Origin of the sequence: Pantoea sp. PNT03 (assembly GCF_014852515.1) — a bacterium.
GTDB classification, from domain to species: Bacteria; Pseudomonadota; Gammaproteobacteria; order Enterobacterales; family Enterobacteriaceae; genus Pantoea; species Pantoea leporis.
Window position 1 is genome coordinate 67218 of the sequence record NZ_JACVBT010000002.1, and the last position, 14621, is coordinate 81838.

The 14621-nt window shown below is 57.9% G+C and carries 13 protein-coding genes; 11 read left to right on the forward strand and 2 right to left on the reverse strand.

All coding sequences use genetic code 11. The features are described 5' to 3' along the window. The first annotated feature begins 80 nt into the window (after positions 1 to 80). Positions 81 to 1016, forward strand: coding sequence for a LysR family transcriptional regulator (locus IB226_RS08450; RefSeq protein WP_192234622.1), 936 nt, complete (start codon positions 81 to 83; stop codon positions 1014 to 1016). Here IB226_RS08450 and IB226_RS08455 read toward each other — a convergent pair. Then, positions 974 to 2008: a LacI family DNA-binding transcriptional regulator gene (locus IB226_RS08455; protein WP_192234624.1), complete on the reverse strand. Its 1035-nt coding sequence runs from the start codon at positions 2006 to 2008 to the stop codon at positions 974 to 976. The two genes, IB226_RS08450 and IB226_RS08455, sit on opposite strands and share 43 nt — an antisense overlap. A gap of 217 nt (positions 2009 to 2225) precedes the next feature. Here IB226_RS08455 and IB226_RS08460 point away from each other — a divergent pair, with 217 nt between their 5' ends. From IB226_RS08460 to IB226_RS08475, 4 genes are all read left to right on the forward strand, one after another. Further along, complete coding sequence (locus IB226_RS08460) at positions 2226 to 3254, forward strand: ABC transporter substrate-binding protein (RefSeq protein WP_192234626.1); 1029 nt, start codon at positions 2226 to 2228, stop codon at positions 3252 to 3254. Positions 3255 to 3394: 140 nt separating this feature from the next. Further along, entirely contained in the window at positions 3395 to 5617 is a 2223-nt protein-coding gene (locus IB226_RS08465; protein WP_192234628.1) for an iron ABC transporter permease, read from the forward strand. Next, a complete protein-coding gene (locus IB226_RS08470) occupies positions 5614 to 6675 on the forward strand; it encodes an ABC transporter ATP-binding protein (RefSeq protein WP_061719127.1) in 1062 nt (353 codons plus the stop codon). The genes IB226_RS08465 and IB226_RS08470 overlap by 4 nt, the downstream gene beginning before the upstream one ends. 14 nt (positions 6676 to 6689) lie before the next feature. Beyond that, positions 6690 to 7490, forward strand: a complete 801-nt coding sequence (locus tag IB226_RS08475; protein ID WP_192235569.1) for an inositol monophosphatase family protein — start codon at positions 6690 to 6692, stop codon at positions 7488 to 7490. A gap of 36 nt (positions 7491 to 7526) precedes the next feature. On the opposite strand, the gene IB226_RS08480 is transcribed toward IB226_RS08475, so the two are convergent. After that, positions 7527 to 8165: a LysE family translocator gene (locus IB226_RS08480; protein ID WP_101761716.1), complete on the reverse strand. Its 639-nt coding sequence runs from the start codon at positions 8163 to 8165 to the stop codon at positions 7527 to 7529. A 388-nt stretch (positions 8166 to 8553) separates the two neighbouring features. Between IB226_RS08480 and IB226_RS08485 the strand changes: the two genes are divergently transcribed. The 6 genes from IB226_RS08485 (at position 8554) to IB226_RS08510 (ending at position 14533) form a co-directional block, all read left to right on the forward strand. Further along, positions 8554 to 9666: a lactonase family protein gene (locus IB226_RS08485; protein WP_192234630.1), complete on the forward strand. Its 1113-nt coding sequence runs from the start codon at positions 8554 to 8556 to the stop codon at positions 9664 to 9666. Positions 9667 to 9957: 291 nt separating this feature from the next. Further along, positions 9958 to 11199 (forward strand): ABC transporter substrate-binding protein, encoded by a 1242-nt coding sequence (locus IB226_RS08490; RefSeq protein WP_192234633.1) that lies wholly within the window; start codon positions 9958 to 9960, stop codon positions 11197 to 11199. A gap of 11 nt (positions 11200 to 11210) precedes the next feature. Then, on the forward strand, positions 11211 to 12080 hold the full coding sequence (locus IB226_RS08495) for a branched-chain amino acid ABC transporter permease (protein WP_192234635.1): 870 nt from the start codon (positions 11211 to 11213) through the stop codon (positions 12078 to 12080). Continuing rightward, entirely contained in the window at positions 12080 to 13108 is a 1029-nt protein-coding gene (locus IB226_RS08500) for a branched-chain amino acid ABC transporter permease (RefSeq protein WP_192234637.1), read from the forward strand. Before IB226_RS08495 ends, IB226_RS08500 begins: the two co-directional genes overlap by 1 nt. Continuing rightward, positions 13105 to 13836 carry an ATP-binding cassette domain-containing protein gene (locus tag IB226_RS08505; protein WP_137387268.1) on the forward strand — a complete coding sequence of 244 codons (732 nt, stop codon included), beginning with the start codon at positions 13105 to 13107 and terminating at the stop codon, positions 13834 to 13836. The genes IB226_RS08500 and IB226_RS08505 overlap by 4 nt, the downstream gene beginning before the upstream one ends. Next, positions 13829 to 14533 (forward strand): ABC transporter ATP-binding protein, encoded by a 705-nt coding sequence (locus IB226_RS08510; protein WP_192234639.1) that lies wholly within the window; start codon positions 13829 to 13831, stop codon positions 14531 to 14533. Before IB226_RS08505 ends, IB226_RS08510 begins: the two co-directional genes overlap by 8 nt. The last annotated feature ends 88 nt before the right edge of the window (positions 14534 to 14621 follow it).

Here is a 14621-nt window from a genome sequence, read left to right on the forward strand (position 1 = left end):
GGCGGAACGCGCAGCACTCGCAGTATTAACCTGCACCAAACGCCTTGTCTCACTGCGCTGAATCGGCGAGGATAGACCGCATGAATGATGCCGACCTGAATCTGTTAATTGCTTTGGATGCGCTGCTGATTGAAGGCAGCGTGATTGGCGCTGCGCGTCGCTTGGGCTTAAGCGAATCGGCGATGAGCCGCACGCTGGGACGCTTACGTGCCACCACCGGCGATGCGCTGTTAGTGCGCGCCGGACGCAACATGGTGCTGACACCTTATGCCGAAGCGATCCGCGAGCGCACGCATCACACGGTACGCGAGGCGCGTGCGGTGTTAAGCCCAACGGCGCAGTCGCTGGATCTGCATCAGCTAGACCGCTGCTTCACCCTGCGCACCAATGAAGGGTTCGTCGAAGCCTTTGGCAGCGCGCTCATCGCTGCCGTGGCGCACCAGGCGCCGCACGCGTGGCTCAGTTTTGTGCCCAAGCCGGAGAAAAGCGCGCGCGATTTGCGCGAAGGCAACATCGATCTGGAGATTGGCGTGCTGGGCAATATGGGCCCGGAGATTCGCCTGCAGGCGCTGTTCCGCGATAGCTTCGTTGGCGTGGTGCGCGCCGGGCATCCGCTCACGCAGCAGCTGGATATCACCCAGTTCGCCGCTTTTGGTCATATCGTGGCGTCACGGCGCGGTGAGCTTGGCGGGCCGATTCACGATGCGCTGCAGCAGGCAGGATTAACCCGCAAGGTGGCGGCGGTGGTAGCGGCATTCTCCAGCGCGGTGGCGCTGGCGCAGGAATCGGATCTCGTCGCGTTGGTGCCGCGTTCGCTGTTTCTGCATCATCCGTTGATCAAAAACAGCACCCACTTAGCGATGTTTGAACTGCCGTTCGCCACGCCAGAAATGACAGTGTCACAACTGTGGCATCCGCGACTGGAAAATGACGCGGCGCATCATTGGTTACGCGGCGTGGTAAAAAAGGTTTGTCAGCCGCCGCGCACCGAACCACGCCACACTACATCGGCCTGATACAGCAGGCTGTCGTGCTGCTGTTCAACTTGCGGCGTGAAGCCGGTTTCCTCCTGCTCGGTGTGTATCAACCACTTCACCGCATCCTGCGCGAACTGCTCAACCGGCTGGGAAAACGTGGTGAGATTGTAGGATGACCAGCCGGCCTGCGCGATGTTGTCGTAACCGATCAAACAGAGATCTTTCGGCACGCGAAGCGCAAAGCGGTGGCGCGCTTCATCCATAAAGCCGCAGGCCACCAAATCGGTGACGCAAAACACGCCGTCCGGTCGCTGATGACGCGTCAGCAAGCGGTGCGCCAGAATCTGCCCGCTCTCGTACGAGGTGGTACCAAAACGTTCGATGGTCACGGTTAATCCCGCCCGTTCGGCCGCCAGCACAAAGGTGTCTTCGCGCTTTTTCAAGCTCGGCGTGCCCGCCAGCGAATTGGCAAATGCCAGATGCTGACAACCGGCGCGCTGAAACGCCATTACCGCCGTTTGCGCGGCGCTTTCGGCATCGAGATTGATGCTAAGCGAGCCCGGCAACGCTTCATCGCGGTTGATCAAAATGATGCGCTGGCCGTGTTTATAGCATTGGCGCGTGATGGTGCGATCCGGCATGCCGGAGAGAATGATTGAGGCATCGGCGCGGAAATTAATCGCCTGCTGCAATGCCGCCGAAACGCTGTTATCCGAGCGATCGGTGTTGATCAGCATCGCCACTTTGCCTGCTTCCTGCAAAAACTGCGTCAGCCAGCGCACCAGACTGGCGCGATAGGGCGTGGCGATTTCCGAGACGATCAGGCAGACAATGCTGCTGCGATTGCGCACCAGACCGCGCGCCAGATGATTGACGTGATACCCCAACTCTTCCGCCGCCTTCATCACCCGTTCTCGCGTTGCCGGTGACACGCTGGCGCCCGGCGTAAACGCGCGCGATACCGCTGAGCGCGATACGCCCGCGCGTTCAGCGACATCCTGCGCGCTCACCACCGCTTTCTCATGCTGCATGTTCAACACCTCTTCACAATCTGGCTGAAACTGAGTCTGCCTCAGATTGCAAAGCTGTGCAAACCGCTTTAGATCTCATTTGTTGCATTTTTGTGACATCGCCTAACAATTGCGCAGCGTGGTGTTTGACAGGACATTTCTTGTTCATTACTACTTTGCACACACGTGCAAGAAAAGGTGCCAATGAAGCACCAACCCTACAATCCAGGAGAACACTATGCGAGTCACCTCAATGGCCATCGCGCTATCCCTCTGTTGCACTGCCATACCTTTTGCCGCCTCGGCGGCGGGCAATCTGAACATGGTCTGCTCCGCCGATGTGGTGGTGTGCGAGCACATGACCAACATCTTCAGCAAGGCACATCCGGATATCAAAGTCAGCATGGTGCGCCTCTCGGCGGGCGAAGCTTATGCACGCCTGCGCAGCGAAGCACGCAATCCGCGCACTGATATCTGGTGGGCGGGTACCGGCGATCCGCATATGCAGGCGGCGGAAGAGGGGCTGACGCAGCCGTACAAATCGCCGCTGCTCGATCAGCAGCAGGATTGGGCGCAGAAGCAGGCGGAAAACTCTCAATACCGCACGGTGGGCATTTACGCCGGCGCGCTGGGTTGGGGTTACAACACCAAATTACTGGCGTCGAAAAAGCTGAAAGAGCCGAAATGCTGGGCCGATTTGCTGGACCCAAGCTTCAAAGGGGAAATCCAGATCGCCAACCCGAACTCGTCGGGCACGGCCTACAACACGCTGGCGACGCTGGTGCAGATCATGGGTGAAGATCAGGCCTTTGATTACCTGAAAAAACTCAACGCCAATATTTCGCAGTACACCAAATCCGGCTCGGCGCCGGTGAAATCGGCGGCGCGTGGCGAAACCACCGTTGGCATTGTGTTTATGCATGATGCGGTGGCGATGGAAGTCGACGGTTTCCCGATCAAGACCGTCGCGCCCTGTGAAGGCACCGGCTATGAGATTGGCTCAATGTCGATTGTTAAAGGGGCGCGCAATCTCGCTAACGCCAAAGTCTGGTACGACTGGGCGCTGAGCGCCGAAGCGCAATCGCATATGAAAGAGGCCAAATCCTTCCAGCTGCCGTCGAACCGCAACGCGGAGATTTCAGAGTACGCGCCGCGCTTTGAGAACATCAAACTGATCGATTACGACTTCAAGACCTACGGCGATTCGGCCAAACGTAAAGCGTTACTGGGACGTTGGGATAAAGAGATTGGTGCCAGCGCGCAGTAACAGAATTTGCGCACACCGTAGCGTGGCAATTTATTGCGCGTTGTTCGTCGGTGCATGCGGTTCGAATGTTGAAAAGCAAAGACGCGCGAGAAATCGCGCCGCTACGCATACGTGCACGCAATGACGTTTTGGGGGATTGGATGAATGCAAATAATCGTCGTCTGACAGGCGCGCTGCTCATCGGCGCAGTGGCGTTACTGCTGCTGCCGTGGTTCAGCCTGGAAGCCGGTTTCTTCAGCCGCGGCTGGTTAACCAGCCTGTGGAGCGATAGCGCCAACGCGCCTGCGTTGTGGCAAGTGGGCGAACATCCGTGGCTCATCATCGCCATCGCGCTGTTTGTGCTGTGCGCTGGCTGCGGCCTCCTGCCAGGCGCGGCGCGCAGTCGTTTGCTGCTGCTGTTCAGTGCACTTGGCGTGCTGTTCCTCATCATCGAAGGTCACGCCATTGGCTACAGCGGCTGGAGCTGGCTGTGGCTGGAAAACCGCTTCGGCGCGCTCGCATCGGGCCAGCCGGCAATGGGCGCAGGTGCGCTGCTGTTGCTGACCACTTTCCTGCTGCTGTTCTCTTTCGCGCTGGCCGAACGCGGCGTGATGAAAGGCGACGCCTTTGTGGTGGCGTCGCTGGTGCTGCTCACCGCGCTGGTAAGCATCTTTGTGCTCTATCCGGTGCTGAGCATGTTTGTGGTGTCGGTGCAGGACGTAGACGGCAGCTTCAAACCGGATGGCTTAATCAGCAACATTCAGGATCCGTCGATCTGGAGCTTGTCCTGCTTGTCGGGCGGCACCTGCGGCACCGCATGGCGCACGTTGTGGCTGGCGCTGATGACTGCCGCCGGATCAACGCTGCTCGGTTTGGCGTTTGCCTTAGCCGCTACGCGCACGCCGCTGCCGTTTAAGAAAGCGCTGCGCATGCTGACCATTCTGCCGATCATCACGCCGCCATTTGTCATTGGTCTGGCACTGATCCTGCTGTTTGGTCGCTCCGGCGTGGTGACGGAACATCTGGCGGCGCTGTTTGGCATCGAGCCGGGCCGCTGGCTATATGGCTTAACCGGCATCTGGATTGCGCAGGTGCTGTCGTTTACGCCGATTGCGTTTCTGGTGCTGATTGGCGTGGTGGAAGGCGTCAGTCCGTCGCTGGAAGAGGCATCACAAACGCTGCGCGCCAATCGCTGGCGCACCTTCACGCGCGTCTCGCTGCCGCTGATGGCGCCGGGTTTGGCCAACGCTTTCCTGATTAGCTTTATCGAAAGCATGGCCGACTTTGGTAATCCGATGGTGCTGGGCGGCAGTCACGGCGTGCTCTCCACTGAGATCTTCTTCTCGGTAGTTGGCGCGCAGAACGATCCAAGTCGTGCGGCGGTGCTGGCGATGATTCTGCTGTGCTTCACGCTGACGGCCTTTGTGCTGCAGCGCTGGTGGCTCGGCGGTAAAAACTTCGCCACCGTCACCGGCAAAGGCGACGGCGGCAAACATGTGCAGCTGCCGCGCGTGCTGCGCTTTGGCGTATACGGCATGGTGATTCCGTGGGGCCTGTTCACGCTGGTGATCTACGGCATGATTGTGGTCGGCGGGTTTGTGCAGTCGTGGGGATTGAATGATGCGCTGACCATCGAGCATTACGTGCGCGCCTTCGGCGTCAGCTTCAGCGACGGCCATCTGCTGTGGAGCGGCGTGGCGTGGAACTCGTTCTGGACCACGCTGGAGATCGCGCTGATTGCCGCGCCGCTGACGGCGATTGTCGGCCTGCTCACCGCATGGCTAATTGTGCGGCAGAAGTTTGCCGGTCGTCAGACCTTCGAGTTCCTGCTGATGCTGAGCTTCGCCATTCCCGGCACGGTGATCGGCGTGAGTTATGTGATGGCCTATAACCTGCCGCCGCTGGAGATCACCGGTACCGCGATGATCCTGGTAGCCTGCTTTGTGTTCCGCAACATGCCGGTCGGCGTGCGCGGCGGCATCGCAGCGATGAGCCAGCTGGATAAAAGTCTGGATGAAGCTTCATTAACGCTCGGGGCTAACAGCTTCCGCACGCTGCGCAAAGTGGTACTGCCGCTGCTGAAACCCGCCATCAGCGCCGCGCTGGTCTACGCCTTTGTGCGTGCCATTACCTCAATCAGCGCGGTGATCTTCCTCGTCAGCGCGCAATACAACATGGCAACCTCTTACATCGTCGGGCTGGTGGAAAACGGCGAATACGGTGTGGCGATTGCTTACTCAACCGTCTTGATTGTGGTGATGCTGCTGATCATCGGCATGTTCCAGTGGCTGGTGGGCGAACGGCGTTTGCGCCGCGTGGCCCGTCCGGTCGATATTGCGGTGCCGCCCGCAACAACCTCATTAACGCAGGAGAGAGCCGTATGACACGCGTAACCGCTGGATCTGTGGTGTTTGAGCACGTCTCGAAACGCTTTGCCGGATTTGATGCCATTCCCGATCTCTCGCTGACGGTGGAGCCCGGCACGCTGGTAACGCTGCTGGGTCCATCCGGCTGCGGCAAAACCACCACGCTGCGCCTGCTGGCCGGGCTCGAGCATCCCAGCGCCGGGCGCATTTTGATTGGCGGCAAAGATGTCACCAACTTGCCCGCCAATGAGCGCGACGTGGCGATGGTGTTTCAGTCTTACGCGCTGTTCCCGCACATGAGCGCGCTCGACAACATCATGTATGGCTTGCAGTCGTCGGGCATGAATAAGCGTGAAGCGCAGGACCGCGCGCGCGAAGGGTTGAAGCTGGTGGGCCTCGAACATCAGGGCCAGCGATTGCCATCTGAGCTCTCCGGCGGGCAGCAACAGCGCATTGCCGTGGCGCGCGCGCTGGTGCTGGAGCCGCAGGTGCTGCTGCTGGATGAACCGCTCTCGAATCTCGATGAGCGTTTGCGTCGCCGGGTGCGCACCGATATCCGCGATCTGCAACAGCGACTCGGCTTCACCGCGGTGTACGTCACGCACGATCAGGAAGAGGCGCTGGCGGTCTCCGATAAGATTATTGTCATGAAAGAGGGGGATATTGCCCAGCAGGGCGCGCCGGAAAGTCTTTATCACGCGCCGAACTCGGTGTTTATCGCCGACTTTATGGGCGAGGCCAATATCCTGCCATGCGAAGTGGAGCAGCTTGATGGCAGCGAAGCGCTGGTGCGACTCGGCAGCCAGCGCTATCGCGTGCGCGGCAACGGCCTGAAAACCGGCGCAGCACAGCTGTCGGTGCGACCGCAATTCATCACCCTGCGCGGAGAAGGCGCAGGTGCACTGCGCGGCGAAGTGACGCACAGCACGTGGCTCGGCGACCATATCGAATATGAAGTCGCCACCGAATTGGGTTCACTGTTTATTGTCGATGCCGAGATGGAGCAGCAGTTGCCGCTGGCCTCGAACGTCGCGATTGATTTTAAACCTCAGGGTTTGGCCCTGATTGCCGGTTAATGTAAGGATGGATGATGAGTGAATTAGACAATGACCCGCTGTTATCGCGCCTGATTCTGGCGGAGAAGGTGGCACGCGCCGGCGGCGCGAAGGCGCTGGAGTATTTCCATCAGCGTGAAACCTTGGTGGTGGAGACCAAATACGATTTGCAGGATGTGGTGTCGCGCGCTGACCGCGAAGTGGAGCAGATGATCGACCAGCAGATTCGCGCGAAGTTTGCCGACGACGGTTTCCTCGGCGAAGAGTACGGATTGCAGGAAGGTTCATCGGGTTATACGTGGGTGGTCGATCCGATCGACGGCACCAGCCCGTTCCTTAACGGCATGCCGAACTGGTGCGTGTCCGTGGCGGTGCTGCATGACGGCGTGCCGGTGATTGGCGTGATTTTCGCGCCCACTTATCAGGAGTGTTACGTGGCGGCGATGGGTCAGGGTGCCACGCTCAACGGCAAGCGCTTGCAGGTGGATGCGTCGCGCACGCTGCAAAATCATGTCACCGGTTTTGGTGCCAACAGCCACGTCAGCCCGGATGAAGTAGGGAAAATCCTCGCATCGCTGCTGGCGGCGGGTGGGAATTTTATCCGCATTGGGTCCGGCGCATTGATGCTGGCGTGGGTCGCGGCTGGGCGCGTGGTCGGTTATTACGAACCGTACATGCATGCGTGGGATTGCCTGGCCGGTTATTGCCTGGTGAAAGAAGCGGGCGGCTGGTATCACCCGTTCAATACCGAAGGTGAACGATTGTTGAAAGGCGCACAGGTATTGGCGGTTGCGCCAGGTGCGGAAGCGGATTTGAAGCGGATTGCCGGGTTGTGATGTTGGTTGCGGTCGCCATTGAATGGCGACCTTCTATCAAACCAGAATAAATTCCCGGTAACCCGACCAAATCACATAGATGGCGAAATAAACAAAAATCAACGCCGAAGCAAGATAGGAATACTTTAACAAACGCTGCCCCAGCAGCTTACCGCCCATGCTACCGACCAGGCACAGCACGCAGGTCCACACTACGCCCGCAATAAAGAAGCCGCCAAGAAACGATGAGGTTGCCGCCGCGCTGCCGTGTCCCATGCGAGAAATCAACGCACCGCCGACGCTGGCAAACCACAAAATTGCAGTCGGCGATGACATCGCCAGCATCACGCCACGACTGAACTCGCGCAGCAGCGATCGATAGGGCTGTTGTTCGGTTTCCGGCAGTGCAGCCTGCTTTTGCAACGCCGCATACAGCATTTTCCCGGCAAACCACAGCAGCATCACACCGCCGCCAATCCACAATACCCAGCGCACGGCGGTGAATTGCAGCACTATCGCCATGCCCGCCAGCGCCAGCACCGCATAGATTAAGTCACCAATGCAGGTGCCAATCCCCAACCAGAAACCGTGAAAATAGCCGCGCTGCATCGCCAGCGTGATCATGGCGATATTGGCGAGACCAATATCAAGGCATAACGACAAACTCAGCAGAAAACCATTTGAAAACTGCAGCATAGCAATGTCAGCATCCCTGGCATGTTAATAGGGCTGTATTAAAGCATGCAGGAAAACGCAGTAATAATAAGAATTACGCATTTGTGCTATTCCGGCTGCCACGTTTGGAGGTAATCGTGCTCTACCGGCGGATAAATCCACGATAATGTGAACACGATCACGCCTGTTCGCCGCGAATCAAAGCAATCCCACTATAGTCGTTATGCGGCCTGCAGCATTGGCCGCAATCACTATAAAAAATCCAACTCTGCGAACGATTTTTATAAAGAACATTCCGATTATGGTGGGTACCACAATGAAAAATCACAATAAAACGGTGTCTGGCGGTATGGCGTCACGTCTAAGCGTGGCATTATCGCTAGCTGTTTTCACATTAGCGGGAAGTGCAATGGCAACTGCAGCGGAACATCACAACCAAACGGCTTTAGTGGGCACATGGACCAGCATCCCGGATGCGCCGTTAGTGCAAAATCCAGGTCATCCCAGCGAAGGTTTATACCGTTTGAAGGTCAATAGCGACGGCACGCTGACGCCGCTCGATTTCATCAAAATGAAAAGCCCATCGTGGATTGTGAAATCGCACGATGGACGTTTTGCCTACACCACTAACGAAGAAAACGCCGGTGCCGTCACTGCGCTGGCGATTGATCACGGCGGCAAGGTGCGCGTGATTAACGCGGTGGATAGCCACGGCCAGCAGCCGACGCATGCCACCATTAGCCCGGACGGGAAATTCCTGTTTGTCGCCAACTACTCGGTGGCTAAAGGTGGTGCCAGCGTGGCGGTATTCCCGATTCATCACGACGGTTCGCTCGGCGAGCAGGTACAGAATTTCCCGTTCGCCAGCGGCAGCGGGGCAGTGAAAGATCGTCAGGATAGCGGGCATGCGCACTCCACCACCTTCACTCATGATGGCAAATACCTTTACGCTGCAGATCTCGGCGGCGATAAACTGCACGCTTATGCCTATCACGCCGGCAATGCTCAGCCGCTGCAAGCGGATACCTCGCGCGATGTCGCCTTCCCGGCCGGTTCTGGCCCGCGCCACATGGTGTTTTCACCGGATGGTAAACACGCCTATGTCATTACCGAAATGGCCGGTGAAGTGGTGGTGTTTGCGGTGCAGAACGATCGTCTGCAGCAGCAATCCAGCGTCAAACTGAATACGGAAAACAGCAGCGCCGAGTACCGCAGCGGCGGCGGCATTATCCTCAGTCCGAACGGCAAGTTTGTGATTGCGGCTAATCGCGGATCGGATAACAGCTTGGTGGTGTTCCGCATTGAGCAGGATGGTTCACTGGGAACGCCGGTGCGCTATAAAGCGGATGGCATTGAACCGCGCGCTTTCGCCTTTGATGCCAGCGGCAAATACCTTTATGTGGCGAACGTGTTTACCAATAACATCACCCTGTTCCATTTCGATGAACAGAGCGGTGTGCTGAAAGCCGCGGGTGAAGTGGCGAAGATTGCCACGCCGACGGATATTAAGTTTTTTAATTGAGTGTTATTGAGGTCGCCATGAAGGGCGACCTCGCACCTCATTGGTGCCCATTGCCATTTAACAGTGCGCACGTTGTCGTAGCGGCGCAATTTATTGCGCGATGAATCGCGCCGCTACGTGAATATGCCGAGTCTAATTAATTTGGCCCACTTCTTGCTTTATTAAAAACAACGCCCCAACGATGTGGCACCCCTCTTGTCAATACAGACAGCGCCGTCTGTAGATCGCTTTTATTCTCTCCGGCCTCCCGGAAACACTCCTGTTTGATCCTTCTCTTTTCAAGAGGTTGCTATGGCTATTAGTCGTCGTTCATTTATCCAGGGTTCAGCCGTTTCGGCATTAGGCTTGGCTGCAGGCGTTGCGCCTCAATTCTCTTTCGCCGCCGACAGCAAAGACGCCATCAAAATCGCCAGTATTCTCGACTTATCCGGCGGGCTCGATATTTACGGTAAGCCGATGTCGAACGCCATTAATCTGGCGGCAGAAGAGATCAACGCGGCGGGTGGTTTATTAGGTCGACCGTTGCAGGTGATTAATTACGATGCGCAATCCAATATGCAGCTTTATGCGCAATATGCGCAGCAGGCGGCGCTGAAAGATAAAGTGGCGGTGGTGCATGGTGGTATTACCTCGGCCTCGCGTGAGGTTATTCGTCCGGTATTGGATCGTTTCCGTTCACTCTATTTTTATCCGGCGCAATATGAAGGCGGCGTGTGCGATCGCAATTACTTCTCATCCGGTTCTACGCCAGCACAAACCGTGGAAAAGCTGGTGCCTTACGCGGTGAAGAAGTGGGGCAAAAAAGTCTACGTGCTGGCGGCGGATTATAACTACGGCCAAATCGTCTCGGCGTGGGTGAAAAAGTCGGTGCACGATAACGGCGGTAAAGTGGTAACGGTTGAATTCTTCCCGCTGGATGTTACCGATTTTGGTGCGGCGATCTCTAAAATCCAGAGCGCCAAACCCGACATGGTGTGGTCAGCGCTGGTCGGTGGCGCGCACATCTCCTTCTATCGCCAGTGGCATGCGGCTGGTATGAGCGGCAAGATCCCGATTGCCTCCACGGTGTTTGGCGGCGGCAACGAACATATCATTCTGTCGCCGGAAGAGAGCAACGGCATTCTGGTTGCCGCCAACTATATGCAGGAAATCCCCTCACCGGAAAACAAAGCTTTCGTTGAGCGATTCCATGCGCGCTACGGCGCCAATACGCCCTACATCAGCGACCTGGCGATGGGCGCTTATCAGGGCATGTTGATCTGGGCGGAAGGGGTGCGCAAAGCGGGCGATGTCGATCGCATGAAGGTGATCGAGGCGCTGGAGTCCGGCGTCACGCTGACCTCGCCGAGCGGCAAGCTAAGCGTCGATCCGGCCACGCATCACTGTTCGCTGGATGTGCATATCGCAGAAGTGGAAAACCATCAGATGAAAATTCTGCAAACCTTCACCGATCAAGCGCCGGTGGATACCGCGATGGTGTGCGATCTGAAGAAAAACCCGCGCGATACCAAACAGTATCAAATTGAGCTGTGACAGGAGCCGCTATGGATCTGTTCATTATCTACGCCATTGAAGTGCTTAATGCCATCGCCGTGCTGGTGATCATGAGCGTCGGGCTGGCGGTGGTGTTCGGCATGATGAAAATCGTCAATATGGCGCACGGCGAATTCATGATGCTTGGCGGCTACAGCGCCATTCTCGCCACCAATCAGTGGGGCGTGCCGATCTGGATCTCGATGCTGGTGATTGCGCCGCTCACTGTGGGGGTGTTTGGCGCGGTAATCGAGCGCGTAATTATCCGTCATCTGTACGGGCGGATGATCGACACCATGCTGGCGACATGGGGGCTGAGTCTGGCGCTGATTGGTGCCGCCACCATGCTGTTCGGCAACACCACGCTGGGCATCAGTTCACCGCTGCCCAGCGTCAGCATCGGCAGCTACAGCACCAGCGGTTATTCGCTGTTCATGATTGTGTTTGCGATCGGCTTGCTCGGCGCGCTGTGGTTGCTATTGCGCTTCACCACTTTAGGTTTGTGCGCTCGCGCCACCATGCAGAATGCGCGCATGGCGGCGGCGCTCGGCAGCAATCCGGGCAAAATCTACAGCCTGACGTTTGGCCTGGGCGCAGCGCTGTCGGGTTTAGGCGGCGCGCTGTTAGCGCCGATTACCGGCGTGATCCCGACTATTGGCGTCAGCTTTATCGCCAAAGCCTTTATCACGGTGATTGGCGGTGGTAGCGCCATCATCGCCGGAACGCTCTCCGCCTCGACATTATTCGGCACCATTTCGCAGCTGGTGACGTACTTCTCCACGCCGGTGTTCGGTGCCGTCGCGCTATTGCTGAGCGCCATTGTGCTGCTGCGCTTGCTGCCGCAGGGCATCACCGGACGCTTCTTCAGGAGATCGCTGTAATGAAACTGTTCTCGGAAAAGATCCAGATTATCGTCATCTCACTGGCGATGGTGCTGGTGGCGCTGTGGCTGTCAGACGCGATTGAGCTCTACACCTTGCTGTCGCTGACGGTGTTTTTGGTGATGGGTTTGTTGTCGCTCAGCCTGGCGTTCATCTGGGGCTACGGCGGCATCCTGTGCTTTGGTCAGGCGGGGTTTTTCGGTTTAGGGGCCTACACCTATGCGATTTGCGCTATCAACTGGGGCGATTCGACCTGGGCGGTGGTGATGGCGGTGCTGCTACCAACGTTGTTCTCGCTGTTGCTCGGCTATGTGATTTTTTATGGCGGCGTCAGCGATGTCTATCTCGGCGCCATCACGCTGGCGGTGAGTCTGGTGCTGTTTAACTGGGTCAATTCCACCTCCGGCAGCGAATACCACATCGGCGAGGCGCTGCTGGGCGGCTTTAACGGCATTCCTTCGGTGCCGACGCTTAACCTGCCGTTCCAGCCGGATGCGATTTTATCGCCCGAGGCGATCTTTATGGTCACCGCCGGATGTCTGGCGCTGTGCTACGCCTTGCTGAAGTTCGTGCTGCTGAGCCGTTTTGGCAAAACCGTGGTGGCGATTCGTGAGAACGAGCAGCGCTCCGGATTGCTCGGCTACAACGTGCCGGCGCATAAATTGGCAACCTTCGCCATCGGCGCGGCCATTGCCGGACTGGCGGGCTGTTTGTACGTCAACTGGGGCGCCTTTGTTAGTCCCGGCGTGTTTAGCATCAGCCAGTCGGCGCAGATCATCATCTGGGTGATTGTCGGTGGCCGCGGCACGCTGCTGGGTCCGGTGATCAGCTGCGTGCTGTTGCAGTGGATGGTGACGCGGCTGGGCGCGCAGCAAACCGTGGATGTCAACTTAGTGCTCGGCGTGATTCTGGCGGTGTTTGTGTTGCTGATTCCAGGCGGCATTCTGCCAACGTTGCAGCGCCTGTGGCGGCGCAAGCGTCCCGCCGCGCCTGCCAGCCGCGCGCAGGTCAGTGAGGTGAAACCATGACGGCCAACGTGTTACTGGAAACCCGCAAAATGGGCGTCAGTTTTGGCGGCGTGCATGCGGTGAAAGAGGTGGATTTCACCCTACGTGAAGGTGAGTTGCGCTGCCTGATCGGCCCTAACGGCGCAGGCAAAAGCACTTTCTTCAAGATGCTGAGCGGCCAGGTCACGCCGACGCGCGGCGAGTGCCGCTATCGCGAACAGGTGATCTCCGGCAAACGGCCATGGGAAATCGCGCGTTTGGGGATTGGCATTAAAACTCAGGTGCCGAGCGTGTTCGAAGGCTTAAGCGTGCGGGAAAACCTGTGGCAGGCGGCAGCAAATAAGCTGGCGAAAGCGGCGCTGCCGGCGGCGATAGAACAGGTGCTGGAGGATATCGGTCTGGTCGATCTGCAACATGCGGTGCTCTCGGAACTGGCGCACGGTCAGCGGCAGTGGGTGGAGCTGGGGATGATCCTGATCTCCAAACCGCAGCTGGTGCTGCTGGATGAACCGGCGGCGGGTATGACGCATCAGGAAGTGCGCAAAACCGCGCAGCTGATCAAGGCGATTAATCAGCAGAGCACGGTGGTGGTGGTGGAACACGACATGGAGTTCATCAGCATGATTGCGCAGCAGGTGACGGTGTTTAACCAGGGCGCGGTGCTGGCGGAAGGCAGCTTCCGCGAGGTGACGCAAAATCCGCGGGTGAAAGAGGCGTATCTCGGCAATCTGGAGATTAAACATGCTTGAAATTAAAGAGATGGTCTCGGGTTACAACAAGATTCCGGTGCTGAACTTATCCGAGCTGTTTGTCGGCGCGAAGTCGTTTACCGGCGTGCTGGGCCGCAACGGCATGGGCAAAACCACGCTGCTGCGCACCATTATGGGGGAACTGCCGGCCTGGCAAGGCCAGATCGCGCTGAACGGCATCGATATTACCCGTTATCAGGCGCACCAGCGGGCGGTGGCGGGCATCGGTTTTGTACCTCAAGGGCGACAGATTTTCCCGCAGCTGACGGTGGAGGAAAATTTGCGCATGGGCTGCGTGAAACATTTTTCCCGCGCCGGAGAGATTATCGAGCAGATGCTGGCGTATTTTCCGCGCCTGAAACGCCTGCTGGCGCAGCCGGGCGGTGCGCTATCGGGCGGCGAGCAGCAGCTATTGGCGCTGGCGCGCTGCCTGTGCGGCCAGCCGCAGCTGGTGCTGCTGGATGAGCCAACGGAAGGGATTCAACCGAATATCTGCGAGGAGATTATCGAGACGTTACGACGGCTGCGGCATGAGATGGATATTTCGATCATTCTGGTGGAGCAGGATATCGAGTTTCTTTACGCGCTCTCTGACCAGATTCATGTGATCGAAAAGGGGCAGATTGTGCAGAGGATCGATCCGAAATCCCAGTCGAGCGCCAGCGTGGCGGAGCAGTGTTTGGGGTTTCATGCTTGAGCTGTTTTACCCTTGCCCTCACCCTAGCCCTCTCCCGCAGGCGGGAGAGGGGACAGATTGAGCGGGCTTGTATATGGCAGTGTCTCCC

Bases quoted from the DNA above. Each gene is read 5' to 3' on its own strand.
- IB226_RS08460 (WP_192234626.1), top strand. From the start codon at position 2,226: ATGCGAGTCACCTCAATGGCCATCGCGCTATCCCTCTGTTGCACTGCC.
- IB226_RS08475 (WP_192235569.1), top strand. From the start codon at position 6,690: ATGAGTGAATTAGACAATGACCCGCTGTTATCGCGCCTGATTCTGGCG.
- IB226_RS08455 (WP_192234624.1), bottom strand. From the start codon at position 2,008: ATGCAGCATGAGAAAGCGGTGGTGAGCGCGCAGGATGTCGCTGAACGC.
- IB226_RS08495 (WP_192234635.1), top strand. From the start codon at position 11,211: ATGGATCTGTTCATTATCTACGCCATTGAAGTGCTTAATGCCATCGCC.
- IB226_RS08450 (WP_192234622.1), top strand. From the start codon at position 81: ATGAATGATGCCGACCTGAATCTGTTAATTGCTTTGGATGCGCTGCTG.
- IB226_RS08480 (WP_101761716.1), bottom strand. From the start codon at position 8,165: ATGCTGCAGTTTTCAAATGGTTTTCTGCTGAGTTTGTCGTTATGCCTT.
- IB226_RS08505 (WP_137387268.1), top strand. From the start codon at position 13,105: ATGACGGCCAACGTGTTACTGGAAACCCGCAAAATGGGCGTCAGTTTT.
- IB226_RS08470 (WP_061719127.1), top strand. From the start codon at position 5,614: ATGACACGCGTAACCGCTGGATCTGTGGTGTTTGAGCACGTCTCGAAA.
- IB226_RS08490 (WP_192234633.1), top strand. From the start codon at position 9,958: ATGGCTATTAGTCGTCGTTCATTTATCCAGGGTTCAGCCGTTTCGGCA.
- IB226_RS08465 (WP_192234628.1), top strand. From the start codon at position 3,395: ATGAATGCAAATAATCGTCGTCTGACAGGCGCGCTGCTCATCGGCGCA.
- IB226_RS08510 (WP_192234639.1), top strand. From the start codon at position 13,829: ATGCTTGAAATTAAAGAGATGGTCTCGGGTTACAACAAGATTCCGGTG.
- IB226_RS08485 (WP_192234630.1), top strand. From the start codon at position 8,554: ATGGCAACTGCAGCGGAACATCACAACCAAACGGCTTTAGTGGGCACA.
- IB226_RS08500 (WP_192234637.1), top strand. From the start codon at position 12,080: ATGAAACTGTTCTCGGAAAAGATCCAGATTATCGTCATCTCACTGGCG.